The sequence below is a fragment of the Massilia solisilvae genome (assembly GCF_024753215.1).
GTDB lineage: Bacteria > Pseudomonadota > Gammaproteobacteria > Burkholderiales > Burkholderiaceae_D > Telluria > Telluria solisilvae.
The window spans coordinates 93,700-111,346 of the sequence record NZ_JANUGV010000003.1; the positions used below are offsets into that span (position 1 = coordinate 93,700).

The 17,647-nt window shown below is 66.3% G+C and carries 14 protein-coding genes; 3 read left to right on the plus strand and 11 right to left on the minus strand.

Going from position 1 to position 17,647, the window contains the following annotated elements; genetic code table 11:
* Genes NX773_RS13370 through nosZ form a run of 5 tightly spaced genes read right to left on the minus strand, consistent with a single transcriptional unit; the run spans position 1 to position 7,105 of the window.
* The gene (locus NX773_RS13370) at positions 1-822 is read right to left on the minus strand and encodes an ABC transporter permease (RefSeq protein ID WP_258856823.1); all 822 of its coding nucleotides are present in this window, start codon (positions 820-822) and stop codon (positions 1-3) included.
* Positions 809-1,729: an ABC transporter ATP-binding protein gene (locus tag NX773_RS13375; protein WP_258856824.1), complete on the minus strand. Its 921-nt coding sequence runs from the start codon at positions 1,727-1,729 to the stop codon at positions 809-811. The genes NX773_RS13370 and NX773_RS13375 overlap by 14 nt, the downstream gene beginning before the upstream one ends.
* On the minus strand, positions 1,710-2,969 hold the full coding sequence (locus NX773_RS13380) for a nitrous oxide reductase family maturation protein NosD (protein ID WP_258856825.1): 1,260 nt from the start codon (positions 2,967-2,969) through the stop codon (positions 1,710-1,712). The genes NX773_RS13375 and NX773_RS13380 overlap by 20 nt, the downstream gene beginning before the upstream one ends.
* Positions 2,966-5,158, minus strand: coding sequence for a 4Fe-4S binding protein (locus tag NX773_RS13385; protein WP_258856826.1), 2,193 nt, complete (start codon positions 5,156-5,158; stop codon positions 2,966-2,968). The genes NX773_RS13380 and NX773_RS13385 overlap by 4 nt, the downstream gene beginning before the upstream one ends.
* 15 nt (positions 5,159-5,173) lie before the next feature.
* Positions 5,174-7,105, minus strand: a complete 1,932-nt coding sequence (gene nosZ / locus NX773_RS13390) for a TAT-dependent nitrous-oxide reductase (RefSeq protein ID WP_258856827.1) — start codon at positions 7,103-7,105, stop codon at positions 5,174-5,176.
* A gap of 473 nt (positions 7,106-7,578) precedes the next feature.
* On the opposite strand from nosZ, the gene NX773_RS13395 reads away from it, so the two are divergent.
* The gene (locus NX773_RS13395; RefSeq protein ID WP_258856828.1) at positions 7,579-8,049 is read left to right on the plus strand and encodes a hypothetical protein; all 471 of its coding nucleotides are present in this window, start codon (positions 7,579-7,581) and stop codon (positions 8,047-8,049) included.
* An 82-nt stretch (positions 8,050-8,131) separates the two neighbouring features.
* Here NX773_RS13395 and NX773_RS13400 read toward each other — a convergent pair whose 3' ends face one another.
* The 3 genes from NX773_RS13400 to NX773_RS13410 all read right to left on the minus strand — a co-directional run bounded on the left by NX773_RS13400 (position 8,132) and on the right by NX773_RS13410 (position 11,996).
* Positions 8,132-10,291, minus strand: a complete 2,160-nt coding sequence (locus NX773_RS13400; RefSeq protein WP_258856829.1) for a S46 family peptidase — start codon at positions 10,289-10,291, stop codon at positions 8,132-8,134.
* Between the two features lie 105 nt (positions 10,292-10,396).
* On the minus strand, positions 10,397-11,647 hold the full coding sequence (cls, locus tag NX773_RS13405) for a cardiolipin synthase (protein ID WP_258856830.1): 1,251 nt from the start codon (positions 11,645-11,647) through the stop codon (positions 10,397-10,399).
* A 79-nt stretch (positions 11,648-11,726) separates the two neighbouring features.
* Positions 11,727-11,996 (minus strand): GlsB/YeaQ/YmgE family stress response membrane protein, encoded by a 270-nt coding sequence (locus NX773_RS13410; protein ID WP_211526581.1) that lies wholly within the window; start codon positions 11,994-11,996, stop codon positions 11,727-11,729.
* 275 nt (positions 11,997-12,271) lie between these two features.
* Here NX773_RS13410 and NX773_RS13415 point away from each other — a divergent pair, with 275 nt between their 5' ends.
* Positions 12,272-13,588 carry a hypothetical protein gene (locus tag NX773_RS13415; protein WP_258856831.1) on the plus strand — a complete coding sequence of 439 codons (1,317 nt, stop codon included), beginning with the start codon at positions 12,272-12,274 and terminating at the stop codon, positions 13,586-13,588.
* 191 nt (positions 13,589-13,779) lie between these two features.
* On the opposite strand, the gene NX773_RS13420 is transcribed toward NX773_RS13415, so the two are convergent.
* Genes NX773_RS13420 through NX773_RS13430 form a run of 3 tightly spaced genes read right to left on the minus strand, consistent with a single transcriptional unit; the run spans position 13,780 to position 15,468 of the window.
* Positions 13,780-14,346 (minus strand): YceI family protein, encoded by a 567-nt coding sequence (locus NX773_RS13420; RefSeq protein ID WP_258856832.1) that lies wholly within the window; start codon positions 14,344-14,346, stop codon positions 13,780-13,782.
* Positions 14,347-14,371: 25 nt separating this feature from the next.
* Positions 14,372-14,923, minus strand: coding sequence for a YceI family protein (locus NX773_RS13425; RefSeq protein WP_258856833.1), 552 nt, complete (start codon positions 14,921-14,923; stop codon positions 14,372-14,374).
* The gene (locus tag NX773_RS13430) at positions 14,920-15,468 is read right to left on the minus strand and encodes a cytochrome b (RefSeq protein WP_258824422.1); all 549 of its coding nucleotides are present in this window, start codon (positions 15,466-15,468) and stop codon (positions 14,920-14,922) included. The genes NX773_RS13425 and NX773_RS13430 overlap by 4 nt, the downstream gene beginning before the upstream one ends.
* A gap of 151 nt (positions 15,469-15,619) precedes the next feature.
* Between NX773_RS13430 and NX773_RS13435 the strand changes: the two genes are divergently transcribed.
* The gene (locus NX773_RS13435; RefSeq protein ID WP_258856834.1) at positions 15,620-17,572 is read left to right on the plus strand and encodes a TOL_0244 family TonB-dependent receptor; all 1,953 of its coding nucleotides are present in this window, start codon (positions 15,620-15,622) and stop codon (positions 17,570-17,572) included.
* Positions 17,573-17,647 lie beyond the last annotated feature (75 nt).

Consider the following 17,647-nt stretch of genomic DNA (forward strand, 5'->3'; position numbering starts at 1 on the left):
TCAGCGGAAGCGCCACGCCGACAGCGCGAGCGGCACGCCGATCCACGCGGCCATCGCGCCCACCAGCAGCAGCGGCGAGGTCAGCACGCCGGGCACGGCGGTGGCCAGGCCATACATGTCCTGCACGTCGCCGGAACCGAAGATGTTCAGCATGCGGAACACGTCGGCGGGATTGAGCATCAGGAGCGCGCCGAACACGCCGCTGCCGAGCGCGCCGTTGCTGGCGACCAGCGCGCCGGTCAGGCCCAGGTCGAAGGCCAGCACGAACAGGAACCACAGGCCGATGGCGGCGCCGCTGGCGCGGATGCGGTCGCGCGACAGCACGGACACCAGCATCGCCATGCTGAGGAAGGCCATCCCCATCAGCACGGCGCTGCCTGCAAAGCCCGCGTAGTGCCACACGTCGTGGCTCTTGAAGTGCGGCGCCAGCGGCAGCGCCGCCAGCACCAGGCCGCCGGCGGTGGCGCAGGCCAGCGCCGCCGACAGGCCGGCGAATTTGCCGAGCAGGATCTCGAAGCGCGTGATCGGCATCGATACCAGGAGGTCGAGCGAGCCGCGTTCGCGCTCGCCGACGATGGCGTCGTAGCCGAGCATGAGCGCGATCAGCGGCACCAGGTACACGGCCAGGCTGGTCAGGCTGGCCACCGTCACCTCGATGCCGCGAAAGCCGACCTGGCCCTGCTGGGCGCTGCCGGCATAGGCGATGGCCAGCGCGAGCAGCGCCAGCACCAGCGCCACGGCCAGCACCCAGCGGTTGCGCAGGCGGTCGCGGAATTCCTGGCGCGCGATCACGCCTGCCTGGCGCAATTCAATGCGTGCCATGCTTGCCTCCAAATCCAAGGAAGAGTTGTTCGAGCGATGCTTCCTGCACCGACAGGTCGAGCACCGCGTCGCCCAGCGCGGCCACGCGCGCGATCAGCGCCATTTTCTGGTGCGGCGCGCAGGCGATGCGCACGCGGTCGGCCAGCACCTCGATGGCGTGCTCGCCGGCCAGGCTGGCTTCGATGCGCATCGCGTCGCCTTCGCGCACGCGCACCTCGATGCGCGCGTGCTGGGAGGTGGATGCGCGCAGCTCGGCCAGGGTGCCGCGCGCGGCCACGCGGCCGGCGCGCAGGATCACCAGCTGGTCCACGCGGTCCTGGATGTCGGCCAGGATGTGCGAGGTGATCACCACCGTGGTGCCGCCGGCCTGCACTTCGCGCAGCACCTGGTAGAAGTCGTGGATGCCCTCGGGGTCAAGGCCGTTGGTCGGCTCGTCGAGGAACACCAGGTCCGGCTCGCCCAGCAGCACCTGGGCAAAGCCAAGGCGCTGGCGCATGCCCTTCGAGTAGCCGCCCACGCGGCGCCCGGCGGCGCGCGCCAGGCCCACGCGCTCGAGCACGCCGATGCACTCCTTGCGCGGCACGCCCTTGAGGTCGGCGAACAGGCGCAGCACCTCGCCGCCGGTCAGGTTGTCGTAGGTGGCGAAGGTCTCGGGCAGGTAGCCGATGCGGCGGCGCGCCTGGCGAAAGCGCTCGCCGCTGACCGGGGCGCCGTCCAGCAGCACGTCGCCGCTGGTCGGCTGGATCAGGCCGAGCATCACCTTGAACAGGGTGCTCTTGCCGGCGCCGTTGTGGCCGATCAGGCCGACCATCTGGCCGCTGCCGATGGCCAGGCTCACGCCGTCGAGCGCCTGCACCTCGCCGAAGCGGCAGCTCACGTTGCGTACTTCAATGCGGTAGTCCGCCATTCCATTTGCTCCAATTGGTGTGCCACGGCTTCATGCGCGGGTGCTGCTCGGTCACGCTGGGCGCACGCAGCACCGGGAACTGGCGCGCGGCAAAGCGCAGCGCCTGCAGCGCGGGGCTGGACAGCATCAGCTTGGCCAGCGGGTACTGCCAGCTGATGCGGTCCACGATGTCGTTCGCTTCGTAGCGCAGGTCGCCGCGGCCGTCGCCGTCCTGATCCCAGCCGCGGTAGTTGCTCCAGTAGTTGGGCTGCTTGCGGCCCCACTCGACGTCCTTGGACGCGACGAATTCGACCTGCTCCTGGTTGTTGATGAAGTCGTTGCCGTCCACCTGGTTGTTGCTGGAGCCCGCGGTCAGCTGCACGCCGTTGCGGTTGCCGACCACCAGGTTGCCACGGATCGTGTTGAACTCGGCGTCGTAGATGAAGAAGCCGCGGTCGTTGCCGGCCACGATGTTGTCCTCGATGAGCGAGTCCTGGATCGTGCGCAGCATGATGCCGTGCTCCTCGTTGCCCCAGGCGCGGTTGCGGCGCACCACCAGGTGGCGCACCTCCATCAGCGCCAGCCCGCCGCGGTTGTGCCAGGTCTCGTTGTCTTCCCAGGTGCTGTCGTTGGTGTTCATGTAGTGGGTCCCGTAGCGCACGTCGTGCAGGCGGTTGCCGCGAAACAGCGCGTGCTGCGAGTAGTCCACGTAGATGCCGTCGCGGGTGTGGCTGACGGTGTTGCCGATCACCTGCGAGTTGATGGTGTTGTACACCTGGATGCCGTTGCCGCGGTCGGCCGAGAACAGGTCGGCGCGGCCGACGATGGTGTTGTGCTCGATGGTGGAATCGGCCGACTGCTCCAGCCACACGCCGAACAGGTTGGCGGTGAGCTCGCAATCGGCCACGCGCGCGCGGTCCGAGCCGGGCTGGATGTAGATGCCGGCGTTCTGCGCGTCCAGGTTGATGCCGCTGCCCTGCACGGCCAGGCCGCGGATGGTCACGTCCTGGGCGCGCACCCGGATCACGTCGCCCTTGCCGCCGCCGTGCACCAGCGGTTTGCCCACGCCTTCGAGCGTGAGCGGCTTGTCGATCACCAGGTTCTCGCGGTAGGTGCCGGCGGCCACCTGCACGGTGTCGCCGACGCGCGCCGCGCGCAGCGCGGCCGCAATCGACTGGCCGCTTTCCACCCGCAGCACGGCGGCGTGGGCGCTGGCCGCAGCTAGCATCAGCGCGGCCAGCAGGCCTATGTGCCCCTTCATTTGCCGGTCCCCTGCTGCTGGCCGGCCTTGGTTGCCAGTTCCGAGCGCACCTTCTCGAGCGGGATGAAGTAGCCGCGCGCGTCGATCGGCGTGAGCGGCTGTCCCGCCTTGTCGCGCGCCTTGCGCTCCTTGACCAGCGGCGGGCAGGCATGGTCGTCGTAGTACATCACCATGCAGTCCAGGCAGGCCAGGCATTCGCGCTGGTCGATGTTGCCCTGGGCGTCGATCGCGTGCGAGCCGCAGCCGGCGGCGCAGGCGTGGCAGGTGGTGCATTCCTGCTTGCGCTTCAGGCCGAACAGGCGGAACGTGGACGGCACCGCGAGCGACGCGCCCAGCGGGCACAGGTACTTGCAGTAGGGCCGTTCGGACAGGATCGAGATGCCCAGGATGACCGCCACGAACAGCGTGTACGGCCACGGGCGGTTCCACGGGCCGACCAGGAAGGTGGTCTTGAACGGCTCGATCTCGGCCAGCGTCTCGGCCGCTTCCATCGACCACAGCGACACCGCCAGCAGGACCGCGAACACCACGTACTTGGTCCATTTGAGCTTGTCGTGCACGCGCTTGGGCAGCAGGCGTTGGTATCTTCCCAGGCCGATCACCTGGCCGAGCCGGTATGCCAGATGCTGCAGTGAACCCATCGGGCACAGCCACCCACAAAACAGGCCGCGTCCCCACAGCAGCACGGTGACGGCCAGGAAGATCCAGAACAGGAAGATGAACGGGTCCGACAGGAACAGTTCCCACTTCCACTGGTGGATCAGCGAGTGGAACCAGGTCAGCACCTGGGTCACGCTCGGCTGGGCTTTCAGCATCCAGCCAAGGTACACCACGCTCGCGATCCACAGCAGGTGCCGCGGCACCGAAATCCAGGGTTTGTGCTTGCGCTTGGACGCGCGCACCAGCTTGTCGCGCTGCGCGTACAGCACGGCGGCGGTCAGCAGCACCAGCGCGAACAGGGCGATCTCCAGCTTCTTGCCGCTCCAGGCCTTGTGCCAGGCCGGCTCGGGGCGCTCCACACGCGGGCGGCCGCCTTCGAGGTAGCGCGCCGGGACCCAGTATTCTTCGTCGAAGTGCGCGAACACCTTGGCGCCGGTCTGCTTGTCGGTGCGGTTGGCCAAAAAGCTCAGCTGCCACGGCCAGGCCGGATTGAAGTTCTTCGAGCGGATGATGAAGATGCCGGACTCGCGGTAGGCCGGCTTGCCCGCGGCCTCGACGCCGTACAGGTTCAGGTAGTCGGTGTCGCGGAAGGTGAAGCTGGCGCTGTCCTGGCGTACCTGGACGCGGTCGTAGATGCCGCCGCGGACAAAGCCGGAACCCTTGAACGACACCTGGCCGTTAGCCACCACGAACAGGGCGTGCTCGTCGGGCTTCAGGTCCTGCATCAGGCGTTTGTAGCCATGCTCGCCCAGCACGCTGGTGCCGACCGTCGGCGCGTTCAGGTAGCCGAAGTACAGGTCCATGTACGGGCCCTTGGACGGGTCGGCGCCGACGTCCTCGGCCGCCACCACCAGGTGGCCGATCGAACCTTCCTTGGCCAGCGCGTCCCACGACAGCCGCTCGGCGAGCGGCTTGAAGTGCGCGGGCGGGCGCTCCTTGCGCTTGAAGATGCCGACCTGGCTGCCGATGATGAAGGCGCTTTGCGCGATGACCTGGTTCTCGGCGATCGCGGTCACGGTGGCGCCGCTGATGCCGTCGAAATTCAGTCCGCCATCGGCCTGTCCGGCGCCGATTTCCATCTTGGCGTCGCCGCGCTTGCCGAGGTACTGCTTGACGAAGTTGGTCAGCACCGTCTCGGGCAAACCGGCCAGCAGGATCGGCTCGGAGTGCTTGAGGATGCGCACGCCGGTGATCACGCCGGTGGTATCCATGCCGATCAGGGTGACGACCGGTTTGCCGGAGTAGGCGGGGATGTCGACCACGTCGGTGGACAGGAACACGTAGCCGACCACGCGCTTGTCGGCGCCGTAGCCTTCCACGTAGAACGGAGAGCCCTTGCGCGGCGAAAACGACTGCGCGGCAGGCAGCACGTCGCGGCACGGGGCCGCGGCGCAGAGGTTGGGGCCGCTCACGACTTCGGGCGGCAGCTCGGTGCTGTATAGCGATGCCGCCGCCAGTTGCGGCAGCAGCATGCACAGCGCGAGCCACATGGCTTGCGCCATGTGGCCCGCGAAGAGGCGCTTGAACATTGCCTTAACCTGCTATCAGGCCTCCACCAGGAAGCGGCTGCGCATTTCCAGGTGCAGCGCGTGGCAGAAGTGAGTGCAGTAGATCCAGTAGGCGCCCGGCTTGTCAGCCTTGAAGGTCACCGACTTCGTCTCCTGCGGGTTGACGATGAAGTTGATGTTGTAGTTCGGGATCGCGCAACCGTGCGTCAGGTCTTCGACCTTGTCGTAGTTGGTCAGCGTGAGCGTCACTTCGTCACCTTTCTTCACCTTGATCACCGGCAGCGAGTACTGCGGCGCCTGCGACATCATGCGCACATGAACCTTGTTGCCCTTGCGTTCGATGCCGGCGTTCTCGGACGTGACCTTGTTCGGGAAGTCATCCAGGTTGTAGATCTGGCGCGTCTTGATGATGTCGCGGCGCACGATGATCGCGTCGTGCGGTTCCGGATACGCGGTGTGGTCGGACACGATGCGCATCTTGTCGCCCGAGATGTCGATCAGCTGCTCGGTCTCGCTGTGCAGCGGGCCGACCGGCAGGAAGCGGTCTTTCGAGAACTTGTTGCCCGAGTTGAAGTACTTGCCGTCGGCTTCCTTGGTCTCGCCCATCGAGATGTAGCCGTGGCCCGGCTGGTAGTGCACGTCCACGCGGTCGCGCACCGGCTTGACGGTCTTGTCGCCCTTGTACTGCTTGATTGCGTCATCCACGTTCCACTTGACGATCTGGCTGTCCAGGAACAGGGTGGTGAAGGCGTTGCCTTTGCCGTCGAAGGCGGTGTGCAAGGGGCCCAGGCCGATTTCCGGCTCGGCCACCACGGCGTCGCGCTCGGTCTTCAGTTCGCCGTTGAACCACTTGGTCACCAGCGACAGGTCGATCACGGTGGCGGTCGGCGACAGCTTGCCGGAGCAGACGAAGTACTTGCCGTCCGGGCTGGCGTTCACGCCGTGCGGGTTCTTGGCGACCGGGACGTAGCAGGTGAGGGCGGTCTTCGGATCGCCGTTGGAGACCTTGCGGCCGTCCACCACCGGCACCTTGGAGTTGCCGATGTGGGTGAACTTGCCGGCCTTGACGGCAGCTTCGATGCGGGCGATGTTGAAGAACACGCAGGCGTCACGCTCGGCGGCCATCATGCCGGCCTGGTCGGCGGCGTTCTCGGTGTTGTACTGGTTCGAGCCGGCCAGCGTGCCGTCGTACGAGGTGGCGACCAGGTCCATGTTGCCGTCCACGCGGACCTGCCAGCGCACTTCCATCGTCTCGGCGTCCAGGCACGAGAACAGGGCGTACCACTTGGACGGATCGTCCAGGTCACGGCCGTCGTTCGGCTGCGGCAGGTGGAACTCGGAGCCGGCGAACACGCGGGTGGTGTAGTTGATCTTCTTGTCGACCGGGTCGCACTTGTCCGGGAACAGGCCGTGCATGCCCATCACGTTGGGGATCTCGGTGATCTTGTCGCATTCCATGGTATCCAGGCGGATACGGGCCATGCGCGAGTTGATCTTGTCGTTGATCCAGGCGTACTTGCCGTCGTAGGTGCCGTCCTTGTAGCTGGCGTGCACGTGGTGGGTGTCGCCGGTCAGGTACTTGAGCTGGCCGTCCGGACGGGTGCCGAGGATGGCCTTGGACTCGTTGGTGATGCCCCAGCCGACCATCGGGTCGACGTTGAACACCGGGATGCGGCGCAGGGTGCGGCCGGACGGGATGCCGATCACGCGGGCTTCGCCCGAGTGGCCGCCGCTGGACAGCAGGTAGTAGTCGTCGAGCTGGCCCGGGGCCACTTCGTGGAAGGCGCCGCCGGTGTTGGGGACGGCTGCCGCAGTCGGCGCGGCCTTGCCCGGGGCTTCTTCCTTGCAACCGGCCAGCGCGGCCACGCCGGCACTGGCGAGGCCCAGCATCGCGCTGCGGCCGAGGAAACGACGGCGGCTGTCTTGCGTCGTTTCAGTGACATTTTTTTCGTTGTTGTCGCGATCCATCGAGATCTCTCCATTAAAAAAGGGCGTTTGTGCTGGTGCACATTCTCGCGACTGGTGCCGAAAAGAAACATGACCAAGGTTATGGTTTTTCCGGTTGGTCAAAAGAGGCACTTGATTTGCATCAAATTGTTCTCAATCAAGTTCAAAAGTGGTTCTTCTTGCCTAATAACCTACTAATTTGCTAGGGAAAAACCGAGGTCGGTAAAGTTTTCCGTTGTACAACTGCAGGCGCGGTGGAGCGCGTGCGTGGGTGGCAGCGAGCCCCTCGGAAAATCACACCCGTGGCCGAAGATTGATTGATGCTGCAATGCAGCATTTGCCGCATGTGAGAGCCTGGGGTGCGCGTTGGCGGATATGTCTCGCTTTGTCTCGTGAATGCTCGCGTTTGCTCGTGCGCGGGCCGTTGTTGGCGAACTCTCCCTCGGCAGACAAGTCTCAACCGGACCGACGACGAGACAAAACGAGGAAAAAATATGTTAAACGAGACGATACCCGTGCAGCTCCCCACCCAGGTCTATCTCGACCTGGCATTCCATCTGCGAAAGCACGGCGACTTGCGCAATCCGGACGAAATCCTGCCGCTTGCGCTCAGGCAGTGGATGGCTGGCCGCAGCGCTCGCCAGGTGGGAGCGGGCGCCCGCGGTTACCAGTGGCAGGACGTGTTCCTGCCCGAGGGAACGGAACTGCGAATGCGCTACCACAGCGTCTGGTATTACGCGCAGGTGGTGCGCGACCGGATCATGTATGAAGGGCAGACCGTGTCGCCGCGGGAGTGGGGGCTGCTGGTGACCGGAGGCGTGCGCAACGCCTGGCGCGACATCTGGATACGCCGCACCGTCAACGACCTGTGGTCACGGGCGTCAGCGTGGCGTGCGGCAAATGCCCGGTTCCCGTTCCGTCCGGGCCTTGAACGCCGCCAGCAAGTGCGCCGCTGCACCGATTGACGCGCGCCCGCCGCCAGAAGCGCCAAAGAAAAAGCCACGCGGCCTTGCGGCGGCGTGGCTGCTGTCGCCCGGCGTGCGGGGCTTACTCGGCCTTCATTTCCTTGAGCAGGTTGTCGGCGTGGTCCACATGCTTCATGTTCCACAGGATGTAGCGCACGTCCACCTGGATGTCGCGCGTGTTGGCCTTGTTGAAGTCCCAGTCCGAGATGATCGAATCGAGCGTGCCATCGAAAGCCAGGCCGATCAGCTCGCCTTTTGCGTTCAGCGCGGCCGAGCCAGAATTGCCGCCGGTGATGTCCAGCGTGGCCAGGTAGTCCACCGGCACGGTCTTGAGCTTGGGATCGGCATACTTGCCAAAGTCCTTGGCGCGGATCGCGGCCAGCTGGCGCTCCGGCGCGTTGAACTCGCCTTCGCCGGTGTGCTTGGCCAGCACGCCCTTGACGGTGGTGAACGCGGTCCACGAGCCGGTGCCGTCGGCGCCGTGGTCGCGGCCGGCGATCTTGCCGAAGGTTACGCGCAGCGTGCTGTTGGCATCCGGGTACACGGCCTGGCCCTTGCTGTGCATGTAGGCGATCTTGGCCTTCATGTAATTGGCATAGGCTTGCTGGATCTTGCCGCCAAGCTCTTCCTCTTCAGCCTCCTGCTTCAGGCCCGGCTCGTACATCGCCACTGCCGCCTTGATGAAGGCGTCGTTGCTGGCCTTGAACTCCTGCGGCGACTTCTTCATCCACGCCAGGCGCTCGGCCTTGTCCTGCAGTTTGGAGCCGGCGTACAGCGTGTCCAGCTGCGCCTTGAGCTCGGCATCGCTCATGCCCGAACGCACGCCCAGGGCGGCGTCAAACGCGGCGTTGTGCTCGGCTTGCGGCTGGGCCAGGTACTGCTTCAGGAAGTTCAGCACCAGCGCCTTGTCCACCTTCTCGTCGTAGGTGCGGTCCTGGCCGGCGATCACCGAGGTCAGGCGTGGAGTATCGCGGTCCTGGAAGCCGGTCTTGCGCTCGGCGTCCGGCTTGGCGCGCTCGTTGGCCAGGCGGTACAGCGTGCGTGCCGAGCCCAGGAAGCGCGGGGTCGCGTAGCTGACGAAGAAGCCCTTCTTCACTTCCTGGTCGCGCTGGGCGATCAGCTTCTCGGCGTCATCGATGCTCGATCCGAACTCGGCCTTGCGCGCCGGGTTGGCGTTCACCCAGCTCTTGAGCGCATTGTGCTCGGCCGTCTTGCGCGCCAGGATGTCGCTGTCCTGGTAGGACGCGATCATGCCCTTGCGGTTCTTGTAGTAGTTGTTCACGCCCGCGATCTGGCCCGCGTACTTCAGGCGCGCGGCCGGGTCGTTCTTGGTTTGCTCGTCGATGATCGCCAGGATCTCACCGGACGCCTTCACGAACGCCGGGTAGTTCCAGTCGAAGGTCCAGGCGATTTCGTTCGGCAGGCGGTGGCGGTTGGTGCGGCCCGGGTAGCCCACCACCATGATGAAGTCGCCTTCCTTCACGCCCTGCTGGGCGATTTTCAGGTAGTGCTTCGGCACGTAAGGGACGTTGTCCTTCGAGAAGTCGGCGGCCTTGCCGTCGCGGCTGACGTAGGCGCGGTAGAAGCCGTAGTCGCCGGTGTGGCGCGGCCACATCCAGTTGTCGGTGTCGCCGCCGAACTTGCCGATGCCCGAAGGCGGCGCGTGCACCAGGCGCACGTCGCGGATCTCGAGCTGCTTGATCAGGTAGAACTCCAGCCCGCCGTAGTAGCTGGCCACGGTGCAGCGGTGGCCCGGGTCCTTCTCGCACTGCGCAACCATCTGCTTCTCGTTCTTCTCGATCGCGTCGATGCGCGCCTTGCCGGTGAGCTTGGCGGTGGCGGCGTCGATGATCTTGTCCGAAACGTTGGTCACCTCCTCGGTCACGAACACGCGGCTGCCCGGCGCGGCCGGCAGTTCGTCGGCCCTGGTCTTGGCCAGAAAGCCGTTGGCCAGCAGGTCGTTCTGCGGCGTCGAGTTGACGGCCACGCTGTTGTACACGCAGTGGTGGTTGGTGACGATCAGGCCTTCCGGCGAGACGAACGAGGCCGAGCAGCCGCCCAGGCTCACCACGGCGCCCATCGGGAACTCGGTAAGCTTGGTCAGGGTGTTCGGGTCCAGCTTCAGGCCGGCGGCTTTCAGTTGCTTGGCTACTTGTGGCAGCTGCTGCGGCATCCACATGCCTTCGTCGGCGTGCGCGGCGAAGCTGGTCAGGATGGCGAGCGAGAGAAGGGTCTTTTTCATGCGTGTCGGTGTTGTGATGGGTGGAAAAACACGTCCGCTCCGCAGGGGAGTGCCCGTCAGTATGGGAAACGACATGCATATAGTCAACCGCAATCTTGGCCGTACTTACAGCTGCGCCCCGATCAGCGACGCAAACTCGCCCGACAGCTTCTCCAGCCACGGCCGATCCTCCCAGCGCGACAAGCTGATCGGGCGCGCGCGGCGCCAGTCGTCTTCGAACACGGCCACCTGCTCGCGCGCGAAATCGGGGTCGAGGACGTTGAGATTGGCCTCGTCGTTGATCGAGAACGAACGGTTGTCGAAGTTGGTCGAGCCGACCGACACCAGCCGTGCATCGACGATCAGCGCCTTCACGTGGTACATGGTGGGCTGGAACTCGGCGATACGCACCCCGGCCGCCAGCAGGTCACCCCAGCGCTCGCGCGAGGCGATGCGCACCACGTCCGAATCGATGATCTTGCCCGGCGTGATGATGCGCACCTTGACCCCGCGTTTTGCCGCCGCCACCAGCGCCTTCACCGCCAGTTCGTCCGGCACGAAGTAGGACGAGGACAGCTCGATCGTCTTGCGCGCCGCGGTGATCGCCATCAGGTACATCAGGTGCATGCTCTCGCTGCCGCCAGTGGGCGAACTGGAAAACATCTGGGCCGGCAGGTCGCCCGCTGTTTCCTGCGGCGGGAAGTACTCCTCGCCGTCCAGCACCACGCCGGTCGCCTTGGTCCAGTTGTCCATGAACACCGCCTGCATCTGGCCGACCACCGGGCCCTCGACCCGGAAGTGGGTGTCGCGCCAGTGGTTCTCGTCCTGCGCGTTGCCGCGCCACTTGTCGGCGATGCCCACGCCGCCGGTGAAGCCGACCTTGCCGTCCACGATCAACAGCTTGCGGTGGGTCCGGTTGTTCAGCCGCGCCAGCTTCCACCACACCGGCTTGTGGTAGCGCTGCACCTGCACCCCGGCCGCGCGCATCGCCTCGATCTGCTGCCGGTCCAGCTTCATGCTGCCGATGTAGTCGAGCATCAGGTGCACCTTCACGCCGGCGCGCGCGCGCTCGGCCAGCGCCTCGGTGAACTCTTGCCCGATCGTGCCCGACCAGTAGATGTAGGTCTCGAACGTGATCGTCTTTTGCGCATGGCGGATCGCATCGAGCATGGCCGGGAAGATCTGGTCGCCATTGCGCAGCACCTCGACCTTGTTGCCCTCGATAATCGGCGGCCCCAGCAGTACGCCGAGCGAGCGCCGGAATTGCGGGTCGGCGGTGTCGTACTGGCGTACCAGCTGGGTCTCGATTTTCTTCTCGCTCGGCATGAAATTGAGCGCGAGGAAACCAACGAACAGCGAGAGGATGCTGCTCGTCATTGCCACGATGACAGTTTTGGTCTGCACGGGTACAAAAAAACCAACGCGATGAGCGTTGGTTTTCAAGAAATTGGATGACTTAGCGTACCCGGCCGCGACGCAGCAGGTTGACGATGGCCAGCAAAATCACGGCGCCGAGGAAGGAAACCAGCAGCGACGACACGCTGAAGTCGTCCGAATTGATCGTGCCCGAGCCAAACAGCGGCGAGAGCAGCCAGCCGCCGAGGAAGGCGCCGACGATACCGACCACGATGTTGAGGATCATGCCCTGCTCGGCATCGGTTTTCATGACCATGCTGGCGAGCCAGCCCAAGATGCCACCAACGACAATCCAGATGATGAATAACATGTTGATTCCTCCTCTCAATGGATGAACATACCCCAGGCCAATTGATTGCCGTGGCCATGTGAAAAAGTCTAGAGGGCCGACTCTCCTCAGGTCGGTGCGGCAACGAACGTTAGATTGCGATTCCTCCGCCGCGTTCTTTTACAAGGCGACAATGCCGCGACTGGGTGCGTCAGCGAACAGAAGAGTGGGCGGTCCCGTCCTATCGTTGGCCGGAAGGCAGCACGCCTCCCGGCTTGCGCGGCAAGCCCCCACCCTCAGACAAGGAAGGATTCGACATGAGCAACTACGACACGACGACGCAGCAGAATCAGCGCATGGTGACCGGCCTGTTCCCCGACCGCGCCAGCGCCGAACGCGCATATGGCGCAATCTCCACCCGCGGCTACGGCAAGGACGACGTCAACCTGATGATGTCCGACAGCACCCGCAAGACCCACTTCGGCGACACCGAGACCGAACTGGGCAGCAAGGCCGCGGAAGGCGCGGGCGTGGGCGCCGGCATCGGCGGCACCATCGGCGCCGTGCTGGCGGGCGTGGCCGCCGTCGGCACTACGCTGGTGATGCCGGGCTTCGGCCTGGTGGTGGCCGGCCCGCTGGCAGCGGCGCTGGCCGGTGCCGGCGCGGGCGGCATCGCCGGCGGCCTGATCGGCGCGCTGATCGGCGCCGGGATTCCCGAAGAACGCGTCAAGCACTACGAGGAAGGCATCAAGAACGGCGGCATCCTGATGGGCGTGCACGCGCGCTCGGACGAAGACGTCGAGCACATCCAGCGCGCCTGGACCGACAACGGCGGCTCGCACGTGATCGGCACGGGGCTGGGCGCCGGCACCGGCGCGCTGGCCGGTGCGGGCATCGGCGCGGCCGCCGGCCCGGTGGGCTCGGCCGCAGGTGCGGTCATTGGCGGCATTGCGGGCGGCATGGCCGGCAAAGGTGCCGGTGAAGTGGTCAACCCGAAAGCCGGCGATGACCTGTCGCAGCACTACCTGGCCAAGGGCATGGGCGCGGGCGCCGGCGCGGCGGCCGGCGCCGCTGCGGGCACGGTGGCCGGCCCGGTCGGCATGGCAGCAGGCGCCGTGATCGGCGGGCTGGCGGGGGGCGCGGCCGGCCGTGGCGCGGGCGAAGTGGTCAACCCCAAAACCGACGACCAGCTGCATGAGCACAACCTGGCGCAAGGCGTGGGCGCGGGCGGCGGCGCGGCGGCCGGTGCGGCGCTGGGCGCGGTGGGCGGCCCGGTGGGCATGGCGGCCGGTGCGGCAGTCGGTGCGCTGGCCGGCGGCGCGGTCGGCAAGGCGGCTGGCCGTGCGGTCAATCCGCAGGCGGAAGATAGCTACTGGAGCACCAACTACCAGACCCAGCCCTACTACACGCCGGGCTACACCTACGACGATTACCAGCCGGCCTACGCGCTGGGCTACAACAGCGCGGCGCGCTACCCGAGCTACGACCTGGCCGAACGCCACATGGCCGACGACTGGGACCGCGTGAAGGGCAAGTCGCGCCTGACCTGGGACCAGGCCAGGATGGCCAGCCGCGCGGCCTGGGACAAGGTCGAGCGCGCCATGCCGGGCGACTTCGACGGCGACGGACGCTGATGTGACAACGGGGTTCCCGCTTGCGTGGAAACCCCGTTATTCGATACCAAAAGCTCGTCGTTCGGACGAAAGCCGGAACCCATGCTGAGGTGGCGCCGATGCGGCGTTACGAAATCGCCGCGTCAGAGGATACTCAGCATGGGTCCCGGCGTCCGCCGGCACGACGGCAGTTTATTGCGCCGCCTTCCGGCTTACTGCTTGATCGCTTCCACCTGGATCTGCAAGCGCACCTCCGGCTGGAACTTCGGCAGCCCGTACGACACGCCAAAGTCGCCGCGGTTGAACGAGCCCGACGCATCGGCGCCGCACACCTCGCGCTTGAGCATCGGGTGCTGGATGCACTTGAAGCTGTTGATCGCCAGCTTGACCGGCTTGGTCACGCCATGCAGCGTCAGCTCGCCATTGATCTCGGCCGGCACCTCGCCCTTGAACACGACCGGGCCCTTGTAGGTCGCGCTCGGGTACTTGGTCACGTCGAGCATGTCGGCGCCCTTCACGTGGTCGTCCAGCGCCACCAGGCCGAACTGAATGCTGGCCGGGTCGATCGCGATGTCCACCGAACCGGTCCTGGCCGCGCGGTCGAGCACCACGGTGCCGCTGGTCTTGGTGAACTTGCCGCGCCACACCGAGATGCCCATGTGGTCGGTCTCGAAGCTGGGGAAGGTGTGCTTCGGCTCGATCGTGTAGGTGTCGGCCGCGAACGCCGCGCTGGCGCACGCGCCGATCACCAGGGCCATCAGGGGTTTGCTTGCTTTCATTTGGACTTTCCCTCGTCGGTTGAAATTACTTGGCCGCGCTCACGCGGAACTTGATCACCACTTCGTCGGCGACGATGCTCGTGTCCTTCCACTCGCCTTCGCCCACATTGAACGCCAGCCGCCGGATCGGCAGCTGGCCCTCGAACACCTGCTTGTTGCCCTCGGTCCGGGCGACCACCGGGAAGCTGACGTCGAGCACACGGCCCTTGATGGTCAGCTTGCCCGACACCGTCAGCTTGCCCGCGCCCGCCGGCTTGATGCCGGTGGAGACGAAGGTCGCCTTCGGGAACTGCGCCGAGTTGAACCATTCCTTCTTCGCCACCTCGCCGCTGTATTCCGGGTCGCCCAGGTCCAGGCTCGCGGTGTCCACCGCCACCTGTGCGCGCGCCTTCTCGGGGTGCGCCGGGTCGTAGTCGAGCTGGGCGTCGAAGCGCTTGAATCTGGCATCGACCGGCACGTTCATCTGCTTGAACACGGCGCTGATGCTGCTGTTGGCCGAATCGGCCTTGTAGGGGGCGGCGCCGGCGACCGACACCGCGAACAGCGGCGCGAGCATCAGCAGGCGGAATGACTTCATGGGTTCTCCTTGGTTGGGGCAAACGGCAGCATGCGTGCGAGCAGGCCGTCGCGGTCGACGAACTGGTGCTTGAGCGCGGCGGCCAGGTGCAGCGCCACGGCTGCGGCCAGCGACATGTCGAGCCAGTAGTGCACCGCGCGCAGCACGGGTTTCAGGGCCGGGTCGGGGCCGAACAGCACCGGCAGCTCGAACACGCCCAGATACACCACCTTCACGCCAGCGGCCAGCGAAAACGCGTAGCCGGACAGCGGCACCGCGAAGATCAGCACATACAGCAGCGCGTGCAGGCCGTGCGCGGCGCCTTGCTGCCAGGCCGGCGTCGAGGCGGGCAGGGCCGGCGGCCGGTGGCCGAGGCGCCACAGCAGGCGCAGCACCGCCAGCCCCAGCACCGTCACGCCCAGCCACTTGTGCCACGACACATAGCGCAGCTTGGCCGGCGTCAGGCCCGGGATGTCGGTCATCACCAGGCCGAGCACAAAGGCGGCCACGATCAGCAGGGCGATCAGCCAGTGCAGGACGATGGCCGGAATGGTGTAGCGTTGCATTTTTAGAATTAGTACGTATTAGAACAAAATAGTATCAAGAAACTACAGCGCCTGCGCGCGCCTCGAAACGCCACAAGACACGGAAGGAATGTAAAATCTGCGATTATCGGTTTAGCAAAAATAACCTCAAGCTACGTTGTCCGCAAGACGCATGAGCATTATGCACGAGACCGGCTCACCCGCCCGACGCCTGCTGGCCCTGTTTGCCGGCCTGGCGCTGGCGCTGCCTGCGCGCGCGGCGCCGCAGGTGCAGGGCGAGCTGGCCGACATGACGATCGAGGAGCTGGCCAACATCCAGGTCACCTCGGTGTCCAAGAAGCCGGAGCGCCTGATCGACGCGCCGGCGTCGGTGTACGTGATCACCGCCGAGGACATCCGCCGCTCGGGTGCGGCCACACTGCCCGAGGTGCTGCGGCTGGCGCCGAACCTGCAGGTGGCGCAGACCAGCAACGAGACGTATTCGATCACCGCGCGCGGCATGAACGGCAGCAGCAACAGTCCGCCCAACAAGCTGCTGGTGCTGGTGGACGGGCGCTCGGTGTACACGCCGCTGTTCTCGGGCGTGTTCTGGGACGCGCAGGACGTGCTGCTCGAGGACGTCGAGCGCATCGAGGTGATCAGCGGGCCGGGCGGCACGCTGTGGGGCGTCAACGCGGTCACTGGCGTCATCAATATCACCACGCGCTCGGCGCACCAGACCAGCGGCACGCTGGCGCTGGCGCGCGCGGCCAGCGATGGCGCCGATGCCGCGCTGCGCTACGGCGCCACCAGCGGCACGGCCAGCTGGCGCGTGGTCGCAAAGACCCTGGTCCGCTCGCACAATGAGCTGGCGTCGGGCGCACCGGTCAACGACGGCTGGCACCAGTCGCAGCTGGGCTTTCGTGCCGACTGGGAGCGCGGGGCCGACCGTTTCGGCGTGAACGCCAACGCGTATCGCGGCAAGCAGGAGCAGCCGGAGCCGGGCCTGATCAACGTGCCCGGCTCGGACCAGCGGCTCGGGACCATCCGCACCGAAGGCGCCAACCTCACCGCGCACTGGCAACGCCTGCTCGACGACGGCGGCACGCTGGGCGTGCAGGCCTATCTCGACTACACCCGGCGCGAGGTGCCGCCCAGCTTTACCGAATCGCTCGACATCGCCGACCTGCAGCTGCAGCACTCGCTGCCGGCGCTTGGCGCGCACAGCGTGGTGTGGGGCGTGAACTACCGGCACAGCCGGGATCGGGTCACGAACAGCGACATCGTCGCTTTCCTGCCGGCCGACGACAGGCAGGCTTGGTCCAGCGTGTTCGCGCAGGACGAGATCGGCCTGTCGGACAAGCTGCGCCTGACCGTGGGCGCGCGGGTCGAGCGCAATCCCTACACCGGCAGCGAATGGCTGCCGACCGCGCGGCTGGCGTACAAGCCGGCAGCCGGGCATGCGCTGTGGGCCAGCGCTTCGCGCACGGTGCGCGCGCCCTCGCGCATCGACGTCGATGCCTTCGTGCCCGGCCAGCCGCCCTACATCGTGGCCGGCGGCCCGCTGGTGCGCTCCGAGGTGGCCAGGGTGTATGAGATGGGCTATCGCGGTCAGCCGGCGGCCGGGCTGTCGTATTCGCTGGCGCTGTTCCACAACGACTACGACCACCTGCGCACGGTGGAGCTGCTGCCCAGCGGCACGGCGCTTGCATTCGCCAGCCTGATGGAAGGCACGGCCGATGGGGTGGAAGCGTGGGGCAGTTACCAGGTGACGGAACAATGGCGCCTGTCGGCCGGGTTCACGGCCTTGCGCGAACGGTTCCGGCTCAAGCCCGGCAGTAACAGCGTGGGGGACCCAGCCACGAGCGGGTTCGATCCGGCGCATACGGCGCAGCTCCGGTCGAGCTACAGCTTCGATGACCGGCGCGAACTGGAGGTGGCTGTGCGCAACGTGGGGGCGCTGGCGATCGGGCCGGTGTCGGGCTACACGGCGGTGGATGCGCGCTTCGGGTGGTGGTTGTCGCGCGAACTGGAGCTGTCCGTGAGCGGACAGAACCTGAACGGCTCACATGCCGAGTTCGGGCCGGTGGGCACGCGCATGGAGGTGCCGCGCAGGGTGGCGGTGAAACTGGTGTGGCGGCGCTGAGGCCACCGTTAGCCCAACGACGTCGTTCCCGCGCAGGCGGGAACCCATAGACCGCGTGCCAGGACGCTCAGCATG